The organism is Roseateles sp. 22389, from assembly GCF_052044995.1.
Classification (GTDB): Bacteria; Pseudomonadota; Gammaproteobacteria; order Burkholderiales; family Burkholderiaceae_C; genus Roseateles.
In genome coordinates this window covers 144753-168533 of record NZ_JBQEOF010000005.1, presented here as the reverse complement: position 1 = coordinate 168533, position 23781 = coordinate 144753, and the positions used below count along the sequence as shown (strand labels likewise).

Annotated in this window: 16 protein-coding genes; 8 read left to right on the top strand and 8 right to left on the bottom strand. The window is 69.4% G+C overall.

Going from position 1 to position 23781, the window contains the following annotated elements; genetic code table 11:
* Positions 1–2: 2 nt before the first annotated feature.
* Positions 3–938 carry an alpha/beta fold hydrolase gene (locus ACTJKJ_RS09185; protein ID WP_091730098.1) on the bottom strand — a complete coding sequence of 312 codons (936 nt, stop codon included), beginning with the start codon at positions 936–938 and terminating at the stop codon, positions 3–5.
* 146 nt (positions 939–1084) lie between these two features.
* On the opposite strand from ACTJKJ_RS09185, the gene ACTJKJ_RS09180 reads away from it, so the two are divergent.
* Positions 1085–2002 (top strand): LysR family transcriptional regulator, encoded by a 918-nt coding sequence (locus ACTJKJ_RS09180; RefSeq protein WP_440820241.1) that lies wholly within the window; start codon positions 1085–1087, stop codon positions 2000–2002.
* Here the strand turns inward: ACTJKJ_RS09180 and ACTJKJ_RS09175 are convergent.
* Positions 1935–2429 (bottom strand): Cd(II)/Pb(II)-responsive transcriptional regulator, encoded by a 495-nt coding sequence (locus tag ACTJKJ_RS09175; protein WP_440820240.1) that lies wholly within the window; start codon positions 2427–2429, stop codon positions 1935–1937. The two genes, ACTJKJ_RS09180 and ACTJKJ_RS09175, sit on opposite strands and share 68 nt — an antisense overlap.
* A 57-nt stretch (positions 2430–2486) precedes the next feature.
* Between ACTJKJ_RS09175 and ACTJKJ_RS09170 the strand changes: the two genes are divergently transcribed.
* From ACTJKJ_RS09170 to ACTJKJ_RS09140, 7 genes are all read left to right on the top strand, one after another.
* Entirely contained in the window at positions 2487–4883 is a 2397-nt protein-coding gene (locus tag ACTJKJ_RS09170) for a heavy metal translocating P-type ATPase (protein ID WP_440820239.1), read from the top strand.
* 267 nt (positions 4884–5150) lie between these two features.
* On the top strand, positions 5151–6692 hold the full coding sequence (locus ACTJKJ_RS09165) for a peptide MFS transporter (RefSeq protein WP_440820238.1): 1542 nt from the start codon (positions 5151–5153) through the stop codon (positions 6690–6692).
* Between the two features lie 157 nt (positions 6693–6849).
* Positions 6850–7119 (top strand): hypothetical protein, encoded by a 270-nt coding sequence (locus ACTJKJ_RS09160; RefSeq protein WP_147242347.1) that lies wholly within the window; start codon positions 6850–6852, stop codon positions 7117–7119.
* Positions 7120–7125: 6 nt separating this feature from the next.
* Positions 7126–7545 (top strand): type II toxin-antitoxin system PemK/MazF family toxin, encoded by a 420-nt coding sequence (locus ACTJKJ_RS09155; RefSeq protein WP_183493363.1) that lies wholly within the window; start codon positions 7126–7128, stop codon positions 7543–7545.
* A 454-nt stretch (positions 7546–7999) separates the two neighbouring features.
* Positions 8000–9193 carry an efflux RND transporter periplasmic adaptor subunit gene (locus ACTJKJ_RS09150; protein WP_147242349.1) on the top strand — a complete coding sequence of 398 codons (1194 nt, stop codon included), beginning with the start codon at positions 8000–8002 and terminating at the stop codon, positions 9191–9193.
* Positions 9194–9211: 18 nt separating this feature from the next.
* Positions 9212–12508, top strand: a complete 3297-nt coding sequence (locus ACTJKJ_RS09145; RefSeq protein WP_297380956.1) for an efflux RND transporter permease subunit — start codon at positions 9212–9214, stop codon at positions 12506–12508.
* Positions 12509–12617: 109 nt separating this feature from the next.
* Entirely contained in the window at positions 12618–13910 is a 1293-nt protein-coding gene (locus ACTJKJ_RS09140; protein WP_440820237.1) for an efflux transporter outer membrane subunit, read from the top strand.
* Positions 13911–13997: 87 nt separating this feature from the next.
* Here ACTJKJ_RS09140 and ACTJKJ_RS09135 read toward each other — a convergent pair whose 3' ends face one another.
* The 6 genes from ACTJKJ_RS09135 to ACTJKJ_RS09110 all read right to left on the bottom strand — a co-directional run bounded on the left by ACTJKJ_RS09135 (position 13998) and on the right by ACTJKJ_RS09110 (position 23245).
* A complete protein-coding gene (locus tag ACTJKJ_RS09135; RefSeq protein ID WP_440820236.1) occupies positions 13998–16154 on the bottom strand; it encodes an alpha/beta hydrolase domain-containing protein in 2157 nt (718 codons plus the stop codon).
* Positions 16155–16250: 96 nt separating this feature from the next.
* Positions 16251–17063: a LytR/AlgR family response regulator transcription factor gene (locus tag ACTJKJ_RS09130; protein WP_091730137.1), complete on the bottom strand. Its 813-nt coding sequence runs from the start codon at positions 17061–17063 to the stop codon at positions 16251–16253.
* A gap of 66 nt (positions 17064–17129) precedes the next feature.
* Positions 17130–18269: a sensor histidine kinase gene (locus ACTJKJ_RS09125; RefSeq protein WP_440820235.1), complete on the bottom strand. Its 1140-nt coding sequence runs from the start codon at positions 18267–18269 to the stop codon at positions 17130–17132.
* Between the two features lie 86 nt (positions 18270–18355).
* On the bottom strand, positions 18356–19111 hold the full coding sequence (locus tag ACTJKJ_RS09120; protein ID WP_091730145.1) for a class II glutamine amidotransferase: 756 nt from the start codon (positions 19109–19111) through the stop codon (positions 18356–18358).
* A 30-nt stretch (positions 19112–19141) separates the two neighbouring features.
* Entirely contained in the window at positions 19142–20383 is a 1242-nt protein-coding gene (locus ACTJKJ_RS09115) for a geranylgeranyl reductase family protein (protein WP_440820234.1), read from the bottom strand.
* Positions 20384–20566: 183 nt separating this feature from the next.
* The gene (locus ACTJKJ_RS09110; RefSeq protein ID WP_297380977.1) at positions 20567–23245 is read right to left on the bottom strand and encodes a TonB-dependent receptor plug domain-containing protein; all 2679 of its coding nucleotides are present in this window, start codon (positions 23243–23245) and stop codon (positions 20567–20569) included.
* Positions 23246–23781: the final 536 nt, after the last annotated feature.

The following is a 23781-nucleotide window of genomic DNA, read 5'->3' as shown; positions in this document are numbered from 1 at the left end:
GCTCAGCCGAAGGTCGCGCGGATCTCGGCCGCCACCCGCGGCGCATGCTCGTCCAGCACGAAGTGCCCGCCTTCCAGCCAGACCAGCTTCGCGTCCGGCAGGTCCTTCAGGTAGGCCCGCGCGCCGGCCGGGACGAAGATCGGATCGTGCTGGCCCCAGACGATCAGCGTCTTCGGGCGATGCCGGCGGAAGGCGGCCTGCCATTCGGGGTAGAGCGCCACGTTGGTCCGGTAGTTCTCCAGCAGGTCGAGGTGGGCCTCCTGCATGCCGGGGCGGTCCAGCAGCGCCTGGTCGATGAGCCAGTGGTCCGGGTCGATGCGCGCCGGGTCCTGCGCGCCGACCAGCCAGTGCCACTTCGTTCCCTCCAGGCTGATGAGGTGGCGCGCCGGCGCTTCGGTCGCCGGGGTGCGGCCGGCCCACAGCGGCTGCAGCACCGACTTGGCCTCATCGCCCACGCCATCCAGGTAGGCGTTGGCGTTCTGGATGATGAAGCCGGTCACCTGCTCCGGGCGCTGCTGGAACAGACGGAAGCCGATCGGGCCGCCGTAGTCCTGCATGTAGAGCGTGTAGGCCTTCAGTCCCAGCAGGTCCACCAGGCCGGCGACATGCGCCGCCAGCTGGTCGAAGCTGTAGTCGAAGTCCTCGGGCGAGGGCGCGTCCGAATGGCCGAAGCCGATGTAGTCCGGCGCGATCACGTGGAAGCGGTCCGCCAGCAGCGGGATCAGCGGATTGAACATGCGGCTGCTGGTCGGCAGGCCGTGCAGCAGGAGCAGCGTGGGGGCGGCGGGGTCGCCGGCCTCGCGATAGAAGACCTGGCGGCCCAGCACGGTGGCGTGGCGGTGGAAGACCGCGGCGGCCGGGGCAGCGAAGGCTCCGGCGGCCGGGTTGGAGGCTTGTGCGGGGACGTGAGCGGGGACGTGGGCGTGGGCGGTGCTCATGACGGTTCCTGGCGCCGTTCCCGGGGTCGGCGACCCGCGTCGGAAGGCATGGCGCCCAGTCTCTTGCTTCCCGGATTTCACGGGAAGCCGCTAGGATCGGGAGTAAACCTCTCGAAATCCGGGAGGGTTGTCGCACGCTGGACCCGATGGATCGATTCGATGCAATGGCGATGCTGATCGCCGCGGTGGAGGCCGGCAGCCTGTCGAAGGCGAGCCGTCGCCTCGGGCTGCCGCTGGCGACCCTCAGCCGCAAGGTGGCCGACCTGGAGAAGCACCTGCGCGCGGCGCTGCTGATCCGGTCGGCCAAGGGGCTGGAGTTGACGGATGCGGGCCGGGCCTATGTGGAAGCGGCCAAGGCCATCCTGGAGCAGCTCGACGAGGCCGAGCGCGCCGCCGCCGGCGAATACACCGAGCCCCGAGGCGACCTGATCGTCACCGCGCCGGTGATGTTCGGCCGCCTGCACCTGCTGCCGACGGTGACCGGCTTCCTGGAGGCCTATCCGGACGTCGCGGTGGACCTGAAGCTCACCGACCGCATCACCCATTTCCTGGACGACCAGATCGATGTCGCGCTGCGCATCGGCGCCCTGCCCGACAGCGGCCTGATCGCGACGCGGGTCGGCGAGGTCCGGCATGTGGTCTGCGCGGCGCCGGATTACCTTGCCACGCACGGCGCGCCGGCCACGCCGGACGAACTGGCGCGGCATCGCGTGATTTCGTTCGAGAGCGTGTCCACCGGCGGTGTCTGGCCGTTCCGCCAGGACGGGGTGGCGCGCACTGGCGCCTTCCGATCTCGGGTGAGCGTCAACACCATCGATGCCGCGCTCGACGCCGGTCGCGCGGGCGCCGGGCTGGTGCGGGCGCTGTCCTACCAGGTGAACGAGGACGTCCGCGCGGGGCGGCTGCGGCTGGTGCTCGAGGACTTCGAGGCCGCGCCGCGGCCGGTGCACCTGGTCTACGCGCCGCAGGGCCGCCTGCCGCTGAAGCTGCGCGCCTTCATCGATTTCGCGGTGCCGCGCCTGCGGGACCGGCTGACGCGGGCCGCGCTGCCGCTGGCGTCGTGACCTCCGGGTGGCAGGCGCAGGCCTCGCCGTGCGCTGCCGACACGAGTTCCTCAAGGATGCCGCAGGCGTGGTGGTCATGGTCGGCGTCGCAGCGCTTCTGCAGCGCGACCAGCTGGGCCTCCAGCGCCTGCATGCTCTTGAGCCGGGCGCGGACCTTGCCGAGCTGCGAGGCGACCAGCGCATCCACCTGCACCAGGGCCTCGGGGTCGCGGCTGCCGAGGCTGTCGAGCAGCAGCGCGACGTCCGCCAGTGACATGTCCAGCGCGCGGCAGTGCCGGATGAAGGCGAGCCGCTCCAGATGGGCGTGGGCGTAGTCGCGATAGCCGTTCTCGCTGCGCGCGGGCGGCGGCAGCAGGCCGCTCTTCTCGTAGAAGCGGATGGTTTCGATGTCCACGCCGGTGGACTTGCTCAGTTCGCCGATTCGCATGCCGGGCAGGATAGCCGCTTGACCTTGGAGCGGCTACAGACTATCCAATCCACCCCCATGGCACATCAGGAACACGATCACCGTCCCGCCGCGCCCGAGCCCGCGGCGGCGTCCTGCGGCGGCTGCTGCGGTCACCCGGCGGCGCCAGCGCCCGCGAGCCAGACCCATCAGGGCCACGATCAAGGACGCGGTGACGGACATGCTCACGCGCATGACCACGGACACAGCCATGGTCACGGTCACAGCCATGACCACGACCACGACCATCACCACGGCGACGTGGCCGTCGAGCGCGCGCCGCGGGTCTCGGCCGAAGCCCTGGTCGGGACGACGCGGCAGCGCTACTTCATCGCCGGCATGGATTGCCCGACCGAGGAAGGCCTGCTGCGCAAGCAGCTGCAGGGCAAGGACGGCGTGGTCGCCCTGGAGTTCGACCTGATCAATCGCCTGCTCGACGTCCACCACCGCCTGCCCGACGACGCCCCGCTGCGCGCCGCGATCTCGGCCGCCGGGATGAGCGCCGAGGCCGTCGACACCGCCGCCGCGCCACCCGCGCCGCCGCCGGCGATCTCGACCGGGCTGCGCTGGCGCATGGCGCTGGCGGGCGTGGCCGCGATCGCCGCGGAGTCGCTGGCCTTCGCCGGCTTCGACGAATCCGGTCCGCTGGTGATCGCGCTGGCGGTGGCGACCATGCTGCTCGGCGGCCTGCCGACGCTGCGCAAGGGCTGGATCGCTCTCAAGAGCGTGACGCTCAACATCCACCTGCTGATGAGCCTGGCGGTGATCGGCGCCATCGTGCTGGGCCAGTGGCCCGAGGCGGCGATGGTGGTGTGGCTGTTCGGCCTGTCCGAGATGATGGAGAGCCTCAGCCTGGCCCGCGCCCGCGATGCGATCCGCGCGCTGACACAACTCGCGCCGGAGACCGCGCAGGTCCAGGGCGAGGACGGACGCTGGACCACCGTCCCGGCGGCGCAGGTGGCGATCGGCGCGCGGGTGCGCGTGCCGCCGGGCGAGCGGGTGCCGCTGGACGGCCGGCTGCTCAGCGGCCGCTCCAGCCTGAACGAGGCCGCGCTGACCGGCGAGGCCATGCCCGTCGACAAGGCGCCCGGCGACACGCTGCTGGCCGGCAGCATCAACGGCGACGGCCTGCTGGAGATGGCGGTGACGGCGGACAAGGGCCACACGCTGCTCGACCGCATGGCCGCGGCCGTGCAGCAGGCGCAGTCGCAGCGCGCGCCGACGCAGGCCTTCATCGACCGCTTCGCCCGCGTCTACACCCCGGCGGTGGTGCTGGTGGCGGTCGCGCTGGCGGTGCTGCCGCCACTGCTGGGCCTGGGCGCCTGGGGCGACTGGGTCTACAAGGGCCTGGTGCTGCTGGTGATCGCCTGCCCGTGCGCGCTGGTGATCTCGACGCCGGTCACCGTGGTCAGCGGCCTGGCCGCGGCCGCCCGGCGCGGGATCCTGATCAAGGGCGGGCTGTACCTCGAGCGCGCCCGGCAGTTGAAGACCCTGGCCTTCGACAAGACCGGCACGCTGACCGAAGGCCGGCCGCAGCTGGCGGCGGTGCAGCCGCTGTACCCGTCGGTGAGCGTCGACCAGGCGCTGCATCTCGCCGCGCGGCTCGACGCCGGCAGCGCGCATCCGCTGGCGCAGGCCATCGTCGCGGCCCACGCGCAGCGGCTGGGCACGGCGCTGGAGCCGGTCGAGCATCTGCGCAACCTGCCCGGCCTGGGCCTGACCGCGCAGCTGGAGGGGCAGGACTTTGCCCTTGGCAACGAGCGGCTGGCCGAGCAGCGCGGCGCCGTCGATGACGAAGCGCGATCGGCGGCCCGCTCGCTGCAGGCGCAGGGCCACACGCTGGTCTGGCTGATGCGCGGCCCGCAGACGCTGGCGCTGCTGGCGCTGTCGGACACGCCACGGCCCGAGGCCGCCGAGGTGCTGCGCACGCTGCGCGCTCGCGGCCTGGCGCTGACGATGCTCAGCGGCGACCAGCGTGCCAGCGCGGTGGCGATGGCGGGCCGGCTCGGCCTGCCGGAGGACGCGGTGCGCGCGCCGCTGCTGCCGCAGGACAAGCTCGACGCGATCGCGCGGATGGCCGATGAACAGGGGCCGGTCGCGATGATCGGCGACGGCGTCAACGACGCGCCGGCGCTCGCGCGGGCCGACATCGCGATCGCCATGGGCGCCGCCGGCAGCGCTACCGCGCTGGAGACGGCCGACATCGCGCTGATGCAGGACGATTTGCGCAAGCTGCCGGAGCTGATCGGCCTGTCCGAGCGGGTGGCGACCGTGCTCAAGCAGAACATCGTCGTGGCGCTGGGCCTGAAGGCGATCGTGGCGGCGCTCACGCTGGCGGGCATCGGCTCGTTGTGGCTGGCGGTGCTGGCCGACGCGGGCGCCAGCCTGCTGGTGGTGCTCAACGGCCTGCGGCTGCTGTGCGAGGAGCGCCCCTGAGCCGTCGACGCGGCGTGAACCGGGCATGGACGCCGTGCGATGGCGTTGGGGAAGGTCCGCGCGACCTAGGGTGAGCCCTAATCCCGAGGCGGCGGTTGAAGCTGACCTTTCGCTGACAATGGCGCGCCTGCCGCTGGCGGGCCCCAAGGGATCGACCGGTCCGGGGCCTGGACCAGCGGCAAACGCGTTCTGATCCCTGGAACGCGGTTTCCCGTGACCCGGAGCGCCGGGTCATCGATCCCTCAGCGATCCATCACGGAGCGTCGTTTGAACACAATTCAAACTCCCGGAGCGCGGCAGACCATCCTCGGCCAGCCCAACAGCCTGTTCGTCCTGTTCTTCACCGAGATGTGGGAACGGTTCTCCTACTACGGCATGCGGGCGCTGCTCGTGCTGTACCTGATCTCGGCCACGACCAAGGGCGGCTGGGGCTGGACCCGCGAGGAAGCCACCAGCCTCTACGGCTGGTACACGATGCTGGTCTACCTGACGCCCATCATCGGCGGCTACATCGCGGACCGAATGCTGGGCACGCGGCGCTCGGTGGTGCTGGGCGGCTTCATCATCGCGGCCGGCCACATCGCGCTGTTCTTCGACACCAAGGCGACCTTCTATGTCGGCCTGGGGCTGGTGATCCTGGGCACGGGCCTGTTCAAGCCGAACATCTCGGCGATCGTGGGCCAGCTGTACTCGAAGGACAACGAGGGCCAGCGCGACGGCGGCTACACGCTGTTCTACATGGGCGTGAACGCGGGCGCGTTCTTCGGCATCTCGCTGTGCGGCTACATCGGCGAGAAGATCGGCTGGCACTACGGCTTCGGCCTGGCGGCGATCTTCATGATCCTGGGCGCGCTGCAGTTCTGGTTCGGCCAGGGCATCTTCGGCGACATCGGCGGCGCGCCGAGCAAGGACGCGCCGATGGTGGACGCGAGCGAGCCGCAGGACGACACGCCGGCGCACATCGTGCGCGACCGCCTGATCGCGATCGGCGTGTTCTCGTTCTTCACGATCTTCTTCTGGTTCGCCTTCGAGCAGGCCGGCGGGTCGATGACCATCTTCGCGGCGGACTACACCGACCGCGCGCTGGTGGGCACCAGCGGGCTGGTGTTCAAGATCGTCAATTCGCTGATGACGCTGATCCCGGTGGCGATCCTGAGCTGGCTGCTGGTCAAGCTTTCCCGCAGCACCGAAGGCAAGTACGCGCTGTCCAACGGCCTGCTGGTGGTGGCGCTGGCGCTGATCTGGGGGCTGTCGCTGTGGATGCTGGGGCGTGAGTTCCAGATGGAGCAATCGGAGATTCCGGCCACCTGGTTCGGGGTGCTGAACTCCTTCTTCCTGGTGATCCTGGCGCCGATGTTCAGCAAGATGTGGGAGCGTCACTGGAACCCGAGCGGTCCGGTGAAGTTCGGTGTCGGCCTGGTGCTGCTGGGCCTGGGCTTCGCGGCGCTGTCGTATGGCGCGTCGGGCATTCCGGCGGGCGCGAAGACGGCGCAGGTCAGCATGATCTTCCTGACGCTGGCCTACCTGCTGCACACGATGGGCGAGTTGTGCCTGTCGCCGGTGGGGCTGTCCTACATCTCCAAGCTGGCGCCGGCGCGGCTGCTGGGCCTGATGTTCGGCGTCTGGTTCGTCAACGCGGCGATCGCCAACAAGATCGCGGGCGCCACGGGCTCCTACATCGACGCGATCTCGTCGACCTATTCGATGTCCACCTTCTTCCTGATCTTCACCATCATCCCGGCCGCCGCCGGCGTGCTGCTGATGCTGCTGAGCCCGTGGATGAAGAAGCTGATGCACGGGGTGCATTGAGCACGCTCCTCGCGAGCCCGGATGGGTTCGCCCCCTCGAAGAACCCGGGCTTGCCCGGGTTTTTTCTTGCCCGCGAGGGAAGGCGCTCCGCTTGAGCGATACATAAGGATTGGCTATTGTTTATGTATCCCGCACCCCCATACCCTACGGAGCTCTCATGCCATCCGCCACGAGTCAACAAGCGCTGAAGCTGAACTTCAAGGAAGACACGCTCACGACGGTGTCGAGAGACGCCTTGCGTGCCATGGCCAAGAAGCTCGGTTTCAACGAAACCCAGACCGTCCTGTTTGCGCTCGCGCGCTTGAGGGACGAGGTGTTCAACGAAGAGGAATTGGAGAAGTTCATGCCGCTCACGAAGAAGCATCACGAAGCGATCGCCAAGGCGGAGCCCCGTCGCCGCGGCAAGGTGCTGGACACCCTGCTGTGAGGCCGCATGTATTGGACGCCGCGGCCCAAGTCCGGCGACATCGTTCAGTGCCGGTTTCCCGAACACGTCGGCGTACCGGGACCCAAGGAGCGGCCGGCCCTTGTTCTTCAGGTCGAAGAGGCCGTTGAAGAGCCGAAGGGCAGCGTGGTCGTGGTGGCGTACGCGACCTCTCGCCGCACGAACATGCTGTTTCCTGGCGAATTCGTGGTTGAGCCAAGTGCGAAGACAGGTCTCGTGAAGCCGACCAAGTTCGACCTCGTGAATCGGCATGCGCTGCCCTTCGACGATGAATGGTTTGCACCGGCGCCTGGCAAGTTGCCGCTTCACCCTCGCCGAGGGCGTCTGGATCTCACCAACGACGCGCTCCGTCGGCGGCTTCAAGCAGCGATTCACGAGGCCAAGCGACCGCCCAAGCGACTGTCCTGAACTCCGCGCTCTTCGGTCAACGGCTGCTGCCGACTGTTCGACCTATCTCTTGGCGTCCTCGCGCCCATGCCTTCGTACAGGGGCGTCATGCTGGCGCAAGCGTCCGCGATGCACCGTTCCGGGTCAGTTTCCCCGCGCCACGACGGCGGCTGCTCGCACCCGCTTCGAACACGCCGCGCTTCAATCCCTAGAAGGCGCGCTCCTCCTTCGGGCGTCCCGACCGCCCTTTTTCAGAGGGAGTCCGGCATCCTTGCCCAATCCTCCTGACGTTTTCCGGCATCCATCCCGACGAGACTTGCGCACAACCTTGCCCAGGCAGTCAATGACGTCTCAACAAGCCCTGGGCGCTAGGGACAGGTATTGCCCTCGGCACTTTGCGGTCATTCACCGACCGCTTACATTCCGCCGCACGCTGCGGTGCAACAGATGCCGCCGGCGTTTTCGGGAGTGATGCATGGTCGGACCGTCTTTCCATCGCAATGCCGTCGCTGGCGCCTTCGTGGCGCTGCTGCTGACCGCCTGCGGACAACAACAGGATCAACAACAACAGCATGGCGGCCCCCCGCCCGTGACGGTCGCCCCGGCGATCGCGCGCGAAGTCCAGGACTTCGATGAATTCACCGCGCGCCTGGAAGCGCCCGACACCGTGGAGATCCGCGCCCGCGTCGCCGGCACGCTCGACAAGGTGCACTTCCGCGAGGGCCAGGTGGTCAAGAAGGGCGAACCGCTCTTCACCATCGACCCCCGGCCCTTCCAGGCCGAGGTCGCCCGCGCCGAGGCCCAGCTCGCCGCCGCGCGCACCGCCGCCGAACTGTCCAAGTCGGACCTCGGCCGCGCCGAGAAGCTGGTCTCGATCCAGGGCGTCAGCCAGCAGGAGATCGACCAGCTCAAGGCCGCCGTCCGCAACAACGACGCCAACATCCGCGCCGCCGAGGCCGCGGTGACCCAGGCCCGGCTGAACCTGGAGTTCACCCAGGTCCGCGCCCCGGTCACCGGCCGCAGCTCGCGCGCCAACGTCACGCCCGGCAACCTGGTCAACGTGGGTGAGCCCGTGCTCACGACCGTCGTCTCCAGCGACAAGGTCTACGCCTACTTCGACGCCAGCGAGGCCACCTTCCTGAAGTACGCCGCCGCCGCCCGCGCCGGTGGCGCCAAGCGCGAGCAGGCCAGCAAGGTCCACCTCGGCCTGGCCAACGAGCAGGGCTACCCGCATGAAGGCCGCATGGACTTCGTCGACAACCGCCTGAACCCGGCCACCGCCACCATCCGCGGCCGCGCCGTCTTCGACAACAAGGACGGCGCCTTCACGCCCGGCCTGTTCGCCCGCGTCAAGCTCGAAGGCACCGGCAGCTACACCGCGACGCTGATCCCCGACCGCGCCATCGGCACCGACCAGGCCAACAAGGTCGTGATGGTGGTCGGCGCCAACAACATCGTGGCGCCCCGGCCGGTGGTCGTCGGCGCCCAGTTCGACGGCTACCGCGCGGTGCAGGGCATCAAGCCCGGCGAGCTGGTGATCATCGACGGCCTCCAGCATGCGATGCCCGGCGCGCCGGTCACGCCGCAGCAGGCCAAGCTCGACGACAAGGGCCGCGCGGTCGCCCCGCCGCAAGGCGCCGCTCCCGCCGCCCCGGCCGCGTCGAAGTAACCCGGCGCGAGGTCGTTCATGGATATCTCCCGCTTCTTCATCGAGCGGCCGCGCTTCGCGTCGGTCCTCTCGATCTTCATCTTCCTGGTGGGCCTGCTGGCGATCTTCCGGCTGCCCATCTCCGAGTACCCCGAGGTCGCGCCGCCGCAGGTCGTCGTGCGCGCCCAGTTCCCCGGCGCCAACCCGCGCGTGATCTCCGAGACGGTGGCCACGCCGCTCGAGGAACAGATCAACGGCCTGGAAAACGTCCTGTACTTCGACAGCCAGGCCACCGCCGACGGCGGCATGACGCTGACGGTGACCTTCAAGATCGGCACCAATCCGGAAGCCGCGGAGACGGCGGTGCAGAACCGCATCAACCGCGCGCTGCCGCGCCTGCCCGACATCGTTCGGCAGATCGGTGTGACGACCGAGAAGTCCAGCCCCAACCTGACCATGGTGGTGCACATGGTCAGCCCGGACAACTCGCGCGACGCGCTGTACCTGCGCAACTACGCGCAGCTGCAGGTGCGCGACGAGCTGCTGCGCGTGCAGGGCATGGGTTCGGTGCAGGTCTTCGGCTCGGGCGACTACGCGATGCGCATCTGGCTGGATCCGGCCAAGCTCGCCGGCCGCGGCCTCACCGCCACCGACGTCACCAACGCGATCCGTGAGCAGAACACGCAGGTCGCCGCCGGCGTGGTCGGCGCGCCGCCGGCGCCCAAGGGCACCGACTTCCAGCTGCAGATCAACACGCAGGGCCGCCTGGTCACCGAGGAAGAGTTCGCCGACGTCATCATCCGCACCGACACCGCCACCGGCGGTCTGGTGCGCGTGCGCGACGTGGGCCGCGTCGAGATGGGCCCCGGCACCTACGCGCTGCGCAGCCTGCTCAACAACAAGGAAGCGGTCGGTATCGGCATCTTCCAGGCCCCGCAGTCCAACGCGCTGAACATCTCCAAGGACGTGCGCGCGACGATGGAGCGGCTCAAGGCCAACTTCCCGGCCGGCGTCAGCTACGACATCGTCTATGACCCGACGCGCTTCGTCGCCACCTCCATCGAGAAGGTGATCCACACCCTGATCGAGGCGGTGCTGCTGGTCGTGCTGGTGGTGATCATCTTCCTACAGACCTGGCGCGCGTCCATCATCCCGCTGCTGGCGGTGCCGGTGTCCATCGTGGGCACCTTCGCGGTGCTGCTGCTGCTGGGCTACTCGATCAACACGCTGACGCTGTTCGGCCTGGTGCTGGCCATCGGCATCGTGGTCGACGACGCGATCGTGGTCGTCGAGAACGTGGAGCGCAACCTGGAGGACGGCCTCACGCCGCACGCGGCGACGATCAAGGCGATGCAGGAGGTCTCCGGGCCCATCATCGCGATCGCGCTGGTGCTGTGCGCGGTGTTCATCCCGCTGACCTTCGTCCCGGGCCTGTCGGGCCAGTTCTATCGCCAGTTCGCGGTCACGATCGCGATCTCGACGGTGATCTCGGCGTTCAACTCGCTGACCCTGTCGCCCGCGATGGCGGCCTTGCTGCTGCGCCCGCACGACGCGCCCAAGGACCCCATCATGAAGGTGATGGACAAGCTGTTCGGCCGGTTCTTCCACTGGTTCAACTGCTTCTTCCAGCGCCGCAGCGAGGGCTACAGCCGCGGCGTCACCGGCATCCTGCGCCGCAAGTCGGCCGCGCTGATCGTCTACGCCGTGCTGCTGGGCCTGACGGCGCTGCTGTTCACGCGCATCCCGTCGGGCTTCGTGCCGGCGCCGGACAAGCAGTACCTGATCGGCATCGCGCAGCTGCCGGCCGGCGCCACGCTGGACCGCACCGACGAAGTGATCCGCCGCATGAGCGACATCGCGCTGAAGGTGCCGGGCATCCGTGATTCGATCGCCTTCCCGGGCCTGTCGATCGCGGGCTTCTCGGCCGCGCCCAACGAAGGCATCGTGTTCTTCGGCCTGGACGACTTCGACAAGCGCACCTCGGCCGACCTGTCCAAGGACGCGATCCTGGGCAAGGTCAACGGCGCGATCCAGCAGATCCAGGGCGCGCGCATGTTCGTCGTGCCGCCGCCGGCGGTGGACGGCCTGGGCAACGCGGGCGGCTTCAAGGTGCAGGTGCAGGACCGCAACGGCCTGGGCGAACAGGCGCTCTACGGCGCCGTCTGGGGCACGCTGGGGCCGATCTACGGCGACCAGAAGAGCGGCATCGGCACGCCCTTCTCGACCTACGACATCAACGTCCCGCAGCTGTTCGCCCACGTCGACCGGACCAAGGCCAAGCAGATGGGCGTGAGGTTGCAGGACATCTACGACACGCTGCAGATCAACCTGGGCTCGCTGTACGTCAACGACTTCAGCCGCTTCGGCAAGACCTACCAGGTCATCGTGCAGGCGGATGCGCCCTTCCGCGCCAACGCCAGCGCGATCACCGACCTGAAGACGCGCAACGAGCGCAACGAGATGGTGCCGCTGGGCGCGCTGATGAACGTCGATCCGACCTTCGGCCCGACGCGCGTGACGCGCTACAACGGCTTCCCGAGCGCCGACATCAACGGCGCGGCGAAGCCCGGCTTCTCTAGCGGCCAGGCCGAGGCGGAGATGGAACAGCGCCTGAAGAACCTGCCGCGCGGCATGACCTACGAGTGGACCGAGCTCACCTACCAGGACCGGCTCACCCGCGACATCAAGGCCGGCAGCTTCTCCATCCCGACGATGGCGGCGGTGCTGGCGATCTCGGTGCTGCTGGTGGTGCTGGTGCTGGCGGCGCAGTATGAAAGCTGGACGCTGCCGCTGGCGATCATCCTGATCGTGCCGATGTGCATCCTGTCGGCGCTGTTCGGGGTCTGGCTGTCGCACTTCCCGCCCTTCATGCAGGCGGGGGACCTCAACATCTTCACGCAGGTGGCGCTGGTGGTGCTGGTGGGCCTGGCCTGCAAGAACGCGATCCTGATCGTCGAGTTCGCGAAGGAACTCGAGGAGCGCGGTGAATCCATGATCGATGCCGTGATCCACGCCTGCCGCATGCGTCTGCGCCCGATCCTGATGACCTCGATCGCGTTCTGCGCCGGCGTGATCCCGCTGATCCTGGGCTCGGGCGCCGGCAGCGAAATGCGCCGCGCGATGGGCATCGCGGTGTTCTCGGGCATGGTGGGTGTGACGCTGTTCGGCATCTTCCTGACGCCGGTCTTCTACTCGCTGCTGCGCAAGGGCACCGAGAAGCAGCGCGCCCATGCGGTGGAGCTGCGTCACCAGATCGATGCCGCCGCGCACCCGTTCCACCCGGGCGTCGACGACGCCGACCCGCCCAAGGGCACTTCGCCGAAGGGGCACGCATGATGTTCTTCCGAGTCTCTCTGANTCGCGCTGACCGGGTGCTCGACGGCGCCGGCGCCGAAGAAGTCCGAGGTGCCGCTGGCGTCCGGTTTCGCCAACGCGCCGCAGGGCGATGCCGGCACGCTGGCGCAGGCGCCGGTGGGCCGCTTCTGGCAGGGCTTCAACGACGCCGGGCTGGACGCCCTGGTGNCAGGCCAACACCGACCTGCGCGTGGCCTCGGCCAACCTGCGCGAGGCCCGTGCGCTGTCGCGCTTCGCCGACGCGCAGCTGTTCCCGACGGTGGACCTGAACGCCGGCGCGGCTCGGGTGCGGGCGCCGGACTATCAAGGCAACCCGCAGACCAACAACGCGTTCTCGGTCGGCTTCGACGTGCGCTGGGAAGCCGATCTCTTCGGTCGCCTGTCCGACGAACGCCGGGCCGCCGCGGCCGACCTGCTCGCCGGCGAGGCGGGCCTGCGGTCGGCGCAGGTCAGCGTCGCGGCGGAAGTGGCGCGCAACTACTTCGAGCTGCGCGGCCTGCAGGAGCAGCTGCGCGTGGCCCAGCAGTCGCTGGACACGCAGCAGGGCGCGCTGAAGCTGGTGGCTGGCCGCCAGGAGGCGGGCCGGGGCACCGGCTTCGACACCGAGCGCGCCCGCGCGCTGGTCCAGAGCACCGCCGCGACGATCCCGGCGCTGGAGATGGCGCTGGCGCGCACGCGCTATCGCCTGGCGGTGCTGACCGGCCAGCCGCCGACGGCGCTGGACGTGGAGCTGTCGGACGTCAAGCCGCTGCCGGGCCTGAAGACGATCGCGCTGGACCGCATCGGCACGCCCGAGGACCTGCTGCGCCGCCGGCCCGACGTGCGCGCGGCCGAGGCGCAGGTGGCGGCCGCGGCGGCGCGCGTGGGCGTGGCGCGTTCGGCGATGTTCCCGCGCATCACGCTGGGCGGCACGATCGGGCAGAACGCCTCGCGCATCGGCGACCTCAACGACGGGCCGGCCTATGCGTACAACCTGGGCGCGCAGCTGGTGTGGAACCTGCTCGACTTCGGCCGCATCCGCGCGCAGATCGCGGCGGCGGATGCGCGCAACGAAGCGGCCTTCGCCAGCTACGAGCGCACCGTGCTCGCTGCGCTGGAGGAGACCGAGGGCGCGCTGGTGACCTACAACCGCAGCCAGCAGCAGGCGCAGGCGCTGTTCGACGCGGCCGTGTCGGCGGAGCGCGCCGCCAACATCGCGCGCGAGCGCTTCAAGGTCGGCATCAGCGATTTCCTGGCGGTGCTCGACGCCGAACGGGAACTGCTGACCGCGCGCAACCAGCTGGCGCAGTCGCAGACGGCGGCCGCGACCTCGCTGGTGGGCGTCTACAAGGCGCTGGCCGGCGGCATCGACGGCGAGGCGCCCGCGCAGACGGCGGCTCGCTGAGGGGCTGGACCGCCGGGAGCCCTCGCCCCCCTCTCTCTCGCTCTCTGGCGCCGCGGGAGAGGGGTCTCGATGGCTTCGTGAGCGGCCTCACCGCAGCACGTCGCTGCCCGCTGCCTCCTTCAACAGCCGCTCACGGTCGGCCTTCAGCAGGAAGCCTTGCGCCATCGCGCGGTCCGCGGCCTTCCGCACGGCCGCGACATAACCGGCGTGATCGCCGTAGCGCTCCTCCAGTGACAGGCGCGGATCGCCGTTGGCCTCGCGCTCGGCGCGGGTGCGCGCGAACGGCACATAGCCGCCGGCGTAGTTGCACACCTGGCCGGCGTGGATGCCGTTGGCCGTGATGTTCCAGCCCAGGTAGGTGCCCAGCGGCGCCATCGTCAGCACGGTCGGCAGGCCGCCGACCTCGTTGCCGTCGGCGTCGACCCGCGGCACCTTGGCCGGCAGCACGCGGCGGATCGTCGGCGGGATGCGATCCGGCACGCCCGCGGCTTCGACGCGATCGAAGCCCGGCCCCCAGTCGTAATCGAAGACCGGGAACACGAAGTTCTCGGGCCTGAAGACGCTGTCCGGAATACCCGGCACGCCGGGCGGAAAGCCCATGGCCTCGCGCGTCGGATCGACCAGCTCGCCGCGCGCCAGCGTCGGATAGCGGCTCGGCGGCGGCGGCGTTCCCTTGAGCACCCAGTCGCGCATCGCCGCGCTCAGCAGGTTGCGCAGCTCGCGATGCGGCACCGGGTTCGGCGCCAGCGTCGCCTGCCCGAACTGGTTGCCCGGACAGCTGAACGGCGTCGCCCCGCCCGCGTGCCGGAAGCCGCCCACCCCGCCGCCGTGCGGGCTGCCGGCGACGTAGTAGCGGCGCACGTCCGGCGCCAGCGGGATGTCGACATCGGCCGACGACCCCACCCATTCGAGCGAGAGCTTCAGCGCATAGACCTCGGCCGCGCCGAAATGCTCGAACACCTTGGGGCAGGTCTTGCTGGCGGTGCAACGCGTGAGCAGCCCCTTGGCGGGAAGCTCGCGGACGCGGTCCGGCCAGTCGACCCACCATTGGGGGCCCTCGCTGCCCATCTGGTAGAGCTCGAGCACGCCGTCGGGCTGCGCCCAGCGGGCGTTCGCCGCGACGCGGCGGCCCGCGATGATGGCCCAGGCGCCGTCATGGACCTGCCGGCCGGCCTCGTCCTGGTTCAGGCCCATGAAGAGGAACTGCCGCACCATGTTTCCCGATTGGGAGACGCCGCGGATCGCGTTGCCACGCACCTGGCCGGCGATCGGATTGGGCGTGCCGGCGTCGTCCGCCTTCTCATGGCGGAAGAAGGCGCCGACGTCGCGGAACGCCGCCATGCCGACGCCCAGCACGTAGGCGTTGCCCGCCGTGTAGGTCAGCTGGTAGACGCGGTCCGCCTGGAAGCCGTGGCGCAGGCAGACGTGGATCGGCAGGTTGTCCGGCGCGCGCGTGGGATCGATGTCGACCGGGGTGCCGGGGAATGGGTGCCCGGCGTCGCAGCGGGCGAAGGCCCAGTCCTTCGGGTCGACGGTGCCGGCCGTGGTGATGCGGCCGTCGACGGTCTCCTGCGTGTGGATCGTCAAGGTGGCGCGCGAGGTGTCGAGCGAGACCGGCAGGTAGGGCACCGGGTTGCCCTGCACCAGCAGCGGCTGCGAGTCGGCGCCGCGGCGGTTGACGATGCGCGCCATCACGGTGCCGGTCACCGGCGCGCCGTCGACGCGGGCGATGGGCACGCGGACGTAATGGTGGCGCGCCGCCTCCGGGCGCCAGCGCGGCACGCCGGTGCTGCCGGCGTTGTCGGCCTGCCAGCCGCTGCGCAGGCCGATGTCGCCCGCGGCCAGCTCGCCGGCCTGCAGCCGGACCTCGCCGCCGCGGTTGGGCACGTCGTGCCACAGGAAGCCGCTCGCGGCCTTGCGGCCGACCGGGCGGGTCAGCACCCAGTTCGTCTCGTAGCGCACCTTGCCGTCCGGGTCCGCGCCCATGCGCAGGTCGGTGATCACCGCGTTGCGCGGGTCGGCCGGGTCGAGCTCGCCGAAGGCGCGACCGCGCAGCCGTTCGTAGCCGCGCTGCTCGCCGATCAGCGGCGTCACCTCGTCGATGACGATGCGCGTCACGCGCGCCTGCACCGGGGACGCGCCCAAGGCCGCGATCGCCAGCAGCAGGGCGGCGCGCGCGGTGCCGTTTCGGGGATCGCGACCGCGTTCGCGCCGGTCGCGCGAGGACGTGATGCCGTTGCGCATGCGGGTGGGCTCCGTCAGGCCGTGGGCCTCGTGGAAGAAGCCTTCGTTGTACCTCGACGGCGCCCCTCCCGCGCCCCGCCTCCGCACGAACCGGCGTCACTGGCCCTTGAACAGCCCCTGGAACTGCCGCGAGACCGGCAGCTTCTCCGCGCAGCCCTTCAGCGACAACTGCATCGTGTTCTCGTCGACGCGCGTCGCACTGGCGATGAAGCGGCTGTTGACCAGCACCGAGCGGTGCACCTGCCAGAACACCGAGGGATCGAGGTCGCTCAGCAGTTCCTTGAGCGCGGTGCGGATCCAGGCTTCGCCGTCGCGGTGGACCACCCGGGTGTAGCGGCTGTCGCTCTGGAAGAACAGGATGTCGTCGGGCGCGATCAACTGGATCTCGCGGCCCTGGCTGGCCTGGATGGGGCGCATCGCGGGGCGCTGGGCCGGCAGCAGCTGGCGCAGCAGCTCGAGTGTCGCGGCCGGCATCGCCGGCAGCGGGGCCCCGGCTTCCGACGCGCCGTCCGCGCCGTCCGTCCCGGCGGCGCCCTGGGCCTGACGCTGGCGCAGGCGCTGCAGGCAGTGCTCCAGGCGGGCGTCCTCCACCGGCTTGAGCACGTAGTCGACCGCGCCGGCCTCGAAGGCCGACAGCGCGTGGTCGCCATAGGCGGTGACGAAGACGACGCGCGGCGGCTCCGCCAGCTGCGCCAGGCGCTGTGCCACCTCCAGGCCCGACATGCCGGGCATCCGGATGTCGAGGAAGCACAGTCGCGGCTCATGTTCCAGGCAGTCGTCCCAGGCGTCGCAGCCGTTGACGCTGGCGGCCACGATCTCCAGTTCCGGCGCCAGTCGTGCCAGCGCGGCGCGCAGCTGCTCGCGCGGGCCTTCCTCGTCGTCCGCGATCAGCGTGCGGATCTTCGTCATGCGTTGTTCTCCCCTCGATGTGTCCTTGTCCTGCCGCGAGGCGGGGCGCCGTGTCGCGCGCCGCGCTCAGGCGGTCGGCAGCTCGACCCAGGCCAGGCAGCCGGGCGCCTGGTCCGGCGCGGGCTCCAGGCCGAGCCGGGCCTCGGGGCCGAACTGCGCCTGCAGCCGCTCCCGCGTGTTGGCCAGCCCCAGGCCGTCGCAGGCGCCCGGCGTCAGGCCCTGGCCGCCGTCCTGCACCTCCAGCCGCAGCCGGCCGTCCGCCGCCTTCACCCGCACGGCGATGTGGCCGCCTCTCAGGCTGGGCTCGATGCCGTGCGTGATCGCGTTCTCCGCCAGCGTCAGCAGCGTGCCCGGCGGCAGGCTGGCGCCGGCGATCATGGCGGCCGACCCGGCGTCCGCGTCCAGCGACCAGCTCAGCCGCTGCCCCAGCCGCGCCTGCATGATGTCCAGGTAGCTGCGCACGATCTGCAGTTCCTGCTCGAGCGGCAGCCGGTCCTGCTCGAACATCGGCAGCGTCGCGCGCAGGTAGCGCGTCAGCGAGCGCAGCATCGGGCCGGCGCGGTCGTCGCGGGTGTCGACCCAGTGCTGCAGCGAGGCCAGCGTGTTGAAGAGGAAATGCGGCTGGATCTGCGCCGTCGCCAGCCGCTGCGCCATCGCGATGCGTTCGTCCTGGGCGTCGAGCTCGGCCAGCCGCGCGCCCAGCTGCTGCGTGCGGTACAGCGTCAGGAACCACCAGGACGAGACCGTCAGCGTCATGCCGCCGGCGGCGAAGGGCAGCAGGTCGCGCGCCTCGTCGCGGTACCCCAGCTTCACCATCACCAGCGTGATCAGCACCATCAGGATGCTGAGCGCCAGCGTGGCGCCGTTGAAGCGGGTGCGCGTGGGCTGGCGCCACAGCCAGCGTCCGACGCCCAGTCCCAGCGACGCCATCGCCAGCCCGCCGATCAGGATCACGTGCGCCAGGTGGCGCGGCAGCATCGTGTAGAAGACCAGTCCCAGCACCAGCACGTTGCTCATCACGTAGCAGTCGATGCCGCTGGACCAGCCCTTCAGGCCGGAGCGCGCGATCTCGGCCTCGGAGAAGCGGCGGCGCGGGCCGGGGAACAGCCAGTAGGCCCAGTCGAAGCGGACCCCGGCGCCGGCTTCGGCGGCGGGCTTGGCCGGCACGACGGCGGCGGCTTCGGCGGGAGCGCTGGGCGAGGTCATGGGGCGAGTCTAGGCCAGGGGTGCGGGGCAGGCCGCCGGATGCGGCGAATGGCGGTTGGCGGGGACGACTGGCCCGCAGCCTGGGCTCAGCAGAGCGGTTCGCCGCCCAGGAACACCTTCAGCGTGCCGGGCTCGATCGGCACCCAGGCTTCGCCGCGCGTCAGCGGTTCGGTGGCGACGATGGCGATGCGGTCGTCCTCGGTGGTCTTGGCGGACAGGTCGACGCTCAGGTCCTCGTCCTGCAGCGTCACGTGGCCGAAGGGCGGCTGGCGCAGCAGGTAATGCAGCTTGGTCGAGCCGTGGGCCCACAGCGCCTGGCCGTTGGACAGCAGCATGTTGAAGGTGCCGTGGCGGTTGAGCTGGGGCAGCAGCTCGCGCAGCGTGTGGTTCAGTTCCTCGATGGCCGGCATGTTGGCGTGGGCCTTCGCCAGTTCCTGCATCAGCCAGCAGAAGGCCTGCTCGCTGTCGGTCTGTCCGACCGGCTTGAAGGCTGCGTGCAGCCGGGGCGCGAAGCCCTTCAGGTCGCCGTTGTGCGCGAACACCCAGTAGCGGCCCCAGAGCTCGCGCACGAAGGGGTGGGTGTTCTCCAGCGAGACCACGCCCTGCGTGGCCTTGCGGATGTGGGCGATGACGACGTCGCTGCGGATCGGGTAGGTCTTGACCAGCTCGGCCAGCGGCGAGACCCGCGCGCTGTGGTGGTCGACGAAGTGCCGCAGGCCGCGGCCCTCGAAGAAGGCGATGCCGAAGCCGTCCTTGTGCTCATGGGCCCGCGTGGCGAGTCCGGCGAAGCTGAACATGACGTCGGTCGGTCGGCGGGCGTTCATGCCCATCAGCTGGCACATCGCGGTCTCTCCAGGCTCAGGTCGCGGCGCTCATTCGAGGAACAGCCGCGTGATCCCCTTCAGGCTCACCAGGTTGCCGGGGTTGCTGGTCTCGTTGAGCACGCCGCTCATGCGCTGCAGCAGGCGCGGGCTCTTCTTCGCGCGCCAGATCAGCAGGTCGGCCAGCCACGGGAAGCGGTTGACGCGGTTGCCGCGCTCGTAGAGGTCGTACTTGGGCTGCAGCGCGCGCAGGCCCTGCTCGTACTGGGTGCGGACCTTGGCGTCGAAGCCGTCGACACCGGTGCCGTGGGCCAGGATCGCCTCGGCGGCGAGCAGGCCGGTCTCCATCGCCTTGCCGATGCCTTCGCCGGTGAAGGAGTAGGTCGAGCCCGCCGCCTCGCCGGTCACCAGCAGGCCGGGGCGGGTCCAGCGCGCGCCCTTGAGCGTGCAGCGCAGCGGTGCGCCCTTGAGTTCGCCGATCAGCTCGCCCTCGGCCATCAGGCGCTTGGCGGGCGGGTAATGCGCGACGAAGGCGTCGAAGATGGCGCGCAGGTTGACGTCCTTCTTCTGGCCCTTGCCGGCCAGGTCCTGATGGCTGTCGGTGACGCCCACGCCGATGTTGAAGCTGCCGTCGGGCGCCGGGAAGATCCAGCCGTAGCCCGGCTGCACCGGCTTGCACCAGACGACCTCGAGCGCCTTGATCTCGCCGACCATCGATGGCGCGCGGACATAACCGCGCAGCGCGACGCCGCTGGGCGTGTGACGCTCGCACATGCCGGCGGCCGTCAGCGCCTTGGGCACGGCGCCGGTGGCCAGGATGACCCAGTCGGCGGCGATCTCGTGCGGCTGGCCCTCGATCGAGAAGCGCGCGCCGCGCACCCGGCCCTGGGCGTCCTCGAGCGCCGCCTCGAAGCGCGCCGGCGCCAGGAAGCGCGCGCCGGCCTCCTGCGCGCCGAGGTTGAGGAGCTCGTCGAGCTGCCTGCGCGGCAGCACGGCGAGGTGGCCGGGGACGTCGATGCGGCCGCCGCGCGGTCCGACGCAGCCCACGTGCGCCGAGCGCTGCGCCTTGGCCATCACCCGGTCCAGCAGGCCCAGGCGCTCGAGCGCCTGGTGCGCGTCGGGGATCAGGCCGTCGCCGCAGACCTTGTCGCGGCCCAGCGGCTGCTGGTCGGCGAACACCACGTCCACGCCCGCCCGGGCCAGCCAGCGCGCCGCGGCGCTGCCGGCGGGGCCGGCGCCGATGATGAGGACCTGGCAGGCGGAGGGGAGCCCCGCGGGCGACTCGACAGACATGTGGGCGTTTCGAACGGAGACGAGGAACCGCACATTCTAGGGAGCCAGGCGAACACGCGAGGAAGGCGAATCCCGAACGGGACCCCGAACCGGAATCCGGACGAAAAAAAACGAGAGGGTCTCCCCTCTCGTTCGTGCCACTGGTGCGGAATGCCGGGACGCGAGCGTCCCGGCCGCCGGCGATCAGTAGTTGTAGGTGGCGCGGATGTAGTACGCGCGGCCCGTCGCGTCGGCGTAGCGCGAATCCCAGCCGCCGGCCTGGAACAGGTCGGTCTGGTTGGTGAACGGCGGATCGCGGTCGAACAGGTTGCGCACGCCCACGGTCAGCTGCAGCGCCTTGACCGGCGACCACGTGCCGTAGACGTCGGTCGTCGTGTACGACGGGACGAGCGGATGGGCCTTCGGATCGAAGTCGACATAACCCGACTTGTAGCGCACGACGAAGCCGCCGCCGAAGTCGTTGTAATGCCAGTTCGTCGCGAAGTTGTGCTGCCAACGGAAGACCGGGCCCGACTCGCCGTACTGACCCACCGCCGAGACCCAGTAGCCGTTCTTGAAGTCCTGGAACTCGTACTTGTTGACGTAGGTGCTGTTCAGCGAGAAGTCGAACGCGCCCACCGCGGTGTTCGCGCGGTACTGGCCGCTGAAGTCCAGGCCGTTGGTGCGCACCTTGCCGAGGTTCTGCAGCGTCTGGTCGACGTAGCCGCAGTTCGCGCCCGGGCAGTTGCTGATCACCGACAGCTGGCCGCTGGCGTTGGGGTGGAAGTACTGCTGCAGCTGCGGATAGGCGGCGTAGTTGTTGAACAGCGCGAACTGCGGAATCGCGCCGATCGAGTCCTTCAGACGCACTGACCAGAAGTCCACGCCCAGGCTCAGGTTGGTGGCCGGCTGGACCACGACACCCAGGGTCTGGCTCTGCGACTTCTCAGGCTTCAGGTTGGCGTTGCCCGAGTTCAGCACCTGGAACTGCGCCGAGCACTGTGAACCGGTCTCGCCGTCCGGGCAGGTGATCGGGTTGGCGTAGTTGCCGGCGGTGTTGGTGAAGGCCGGGTTGCCGTACAGCTCATACAGCGTCGGGGCGCGGAAACCCGTCGAGGCGGAACCGCGGAACAGCAGCTCCTTCATCGGCTGGAAGCGGAAGCTCAGCTTGGGGTTGGTGCTGCTGCCGAAGTCGCTGTACTTGTCGTAGCGCAGCGAGCCGGTGATATCCAGGCTCTTGAAGACGGGCAGGTTCAGTTCGCCGTACAGCGCGTAGACCCTGCGCGAGCCTTCGGCGCGCGAGTCCGGCGCCACGCCGGTCGAGACTTCCACCTTGGAGGCGAACTCGGAGTCGGCGACCGACGAGAACTTCTCGCGGCGGAACTCGACGCCGAGGGCCAGCTGCGCGGCGCGGCCGGCGTTGAACCAGTCGCCCACTTCACGGCTGGCGTGCGCGTTGACGTTGTACACCGTGCCCGTCGCATGTTGCAGTCGGCCGTTCAGCGCGGCATCCTGAAGCAGCTTGGTGCCGGCGGCGGTCTGCTCGCCGAACGGGTTGATGACCCCCTCCAGCAGGCCTTCGCCGATCATGTCGCCGTCGCCGTAGCCGCCGGTCAGGAACTGCTGCACCTTGTTGCGGTTGTACGAGGTCGCGACCGAGTAGTCCCAGCCCAGCGCCGCGCCGTCGGCGGTCAGCAGCAGGCGCTGCTGATCGTTCTGGTTCATCTGCTCGCGCAGGCCGTTCGGGAAGTCGCGCCACAGCACGTAGACGAAGCCCGGCTGCACGCTCACCGGGTTGGGGAAGGCGGAGGTCGGCGCGAAGGCCGGCGCGCCGGCGCTGCCGTCGTCGAAGGTCGGGCTGATGTTGGGGTTGGTGCCCGGGTAGTACTGCGTGCCCGGGTTGATGTAGTAGCCACCGTACGGGACCGGCGCCACCAGGGTGGTGACCTTGCTGCGGGTGGCGAAGACTTCGGCGCCCAGCGTCAGGTCCTTGTTGACCAGCAGGCTGCCCTTGAGCATGCCCGAGTACACCTCGGTCTTGGGCTGGAAGTCGACGAAGGCCGGCGTGACGATGCGGCACTCGCCGTTGACGTTCTTGACCTGGGTGCCCGAGCAGTCCGGCAGGGTCGGGTTGTAGTAATGCTCGAAGTCCTGCGTGTAGTTCGCCGGATCCGTGCTGTACGACAGGCCGCCGACCACGCGCTTGTTGAAGTCGCGCTGCGAGCCGTTGATGTTGTCGGTCTTCTTGTAGCTGGCGAAGCCGAAGACGTTGAAGCCCTGCGACTCCAGGTCGCCGTAGCCGAAGCCGGCGTTCACGCTGCGGGTCTTGCCGCCAGCGTGTTGCGGGGAGTCATAGCCGCCGGTGACGGTGATGCCCTGGAAGCTGGTCTTCGTGATGAAGTTGATCACGCCGCCGATCGCGTCCGTGCCGTACAGCGACGAGGCGCCGTCGCGCAGGACTTCGATGCGCTCGATGGCGGCGAACGGGATCATGTTCAGGTCGGGCGCCGAGCCGTCGACCGCGTTGTTGGCGATGCGCTGGCCGTTCAGCAGCACCAGCGTCTTGTCCGCGCCGATGCCGCGCATGTCGGCGAAGCTCGCGCCACCGCTGCTGGAACCGATGGACTGAGCCGTGTTGGTGGACGACTGGACCGAGGTCAGGTTGGCCATGATCTGTTCGACCGAGGTCACGCCCGACTTGCGGAGGTCGTCCATCTTGACCACGGTGACCGGCACGGCGGTTTCAGCGTCGATGCGCTTGATCGCCGAGCCCGTCACCACGACCTTCTCCAGCGTGGAACTGTCGCTTTGGGCCAGCGCCGGGAAGGTCGCGGCCGCGATGGTGGCGGCTACTGCCAGGCTCACCGCGTTTAGCTTGTACATCTCTGCAACTCCTGATGAGTTACCCGGTCCTTGTCAGAGCGGCGTAACAAAAAATGGCCAGGGGGTATCCCTGGCTCTAGGCAGTGTGCAGAAGGCTCCATGTACTTTTGTTGCTGGGGTGCGCTTAGTAATAGGGTGGGGCGAGGGGCATTTACCAACGGCGATAAATGCAGGAAAACCCTAGCCACTTTGCATAAAAACCGTTGCTTCAGTGAGACGTTCCGTACTGGACCGCGACGCGAGTCGTTCGCAACACCGAAGTTGCAGTCAGTTCAGCTGCGGGTGAACCCGAAGCGTTTGGCCACATTTCGTTGCCTGATTCCAACGAGCTGAGATGGAACTTCTAGCAATTTATCTTTACGTGCGCTGGGGTCTACTTAGCTTTGCGGTGGAGAAGCCTTTGAAAGTCAATGACTTACGGCATGGGTCATGTCAACGAGGCCGCGCATAAATCGACATCAAGTCGCTTGTGACCTAGAGAGTTCCCCGACGGGCGAAAAGGTGGACTGCCAAAAAATTGCTGGCTCAAACAGCTT

Coding starts and splice junctions, on each gene's coding strand:
- ACTJKJ_RS09180 (WP_440820241.1), top strand. CDS start 1,085: ATGGATCGATTCGATGCAATGGCGATGCTGATCGCCGCGGTGGAGGCC.
- ACTJKJ_RS09150 (WP_147242349.1), top strand. CDS start 8,000: ATGGTCGGACCGTCTTTCCATCGCAATGCCGTCGCTGGCGCCTTCGTG.
- ACTJKJ_RS09185 (WP_091730098.1), bottom strand. CDS start 938: ATGAGCACCGCCCACGCCCACGTCCCCGCTCACGTCCCCGCACAAGCC.
- ACTJKJ_RS09125 (WP_440820235.1), bottom strand. CDS start 18,269: ATGACCTCGCCCAGCGCTCCCGCCGAAGCCGCCGCCGTCGTGCCGGCC.
- ACTJKJ_RS09170 (WP_440820239.1), top strand. CDS start 2,487: ATGGCACATCAGGAACACGATCACCGTCCCGCCGCGCCCGAGCCCGCG.
- ACTJKJ_RS09175 (WP_440820240.1), bottom strand. CDS start 2,429: ATGCGAATCGGCGAACTGAGCAAGTCCACCGGCGTGGACATCGAAACC.
- ACTJKJ_RS09145 (WP_297380956.1), top strand. CDS start 9,212: ATGGATATCTCCCGCTTCTTCATCGAGCGGCCGCGCTTCGCGTCGGTC.
- ACTJKJ_RS09160 (WP_147242347.1), top strand. CDS start 6,850: ATGCCATCCGCCACGAGTCAACAAGCGCTGAAGCTGAACTTCAAGGAA.
- ACTJKJ_RS09130 (WP_091730137.1), bottom strand. CDS start 17,063: ATGACGAAGATCCGCACGCTGATCGCGGACGACGAGGAAGGCCCGCGC.
- ACTJKJ_RS09155 (WP_183493363.1), top strand. CDS start 7,126: ATGTATTGGACGCCGCGGCCCAAGTCCGGCGACATCGTTCAGTGCCGG.
- ACTJKJ_RS09120 (WP_091730145.1), bottom strand. CDS start 19,111: ATGTGCCAGCTGATGGGCATGAACGCCCGCCGACCGACCGACGTCATG.
- ACTJKJ_RS09115 (WP_440820234.1), bottom strand. CDS start 20,383: ATGTCTGTCGAGTCGCCCGCGGGGCTCCCCTCCGCCTGCCAGGTCCTC.
- ACTJKJ_RS09135 (WP_440820236.1), bottom strand. CDS start 16,154: ATGCGCAACGGCATCACGTCCTCGCGCGACCGGCGCGAACGCGGTCGC.
- ACTJKJ_RS09110 (WP_297380977.1), bottom strand. CDS start 23,245: ATGTACAAGCTAAACGCGGTGAGCCTGGCAGTAGCCGCCACCATCGCG.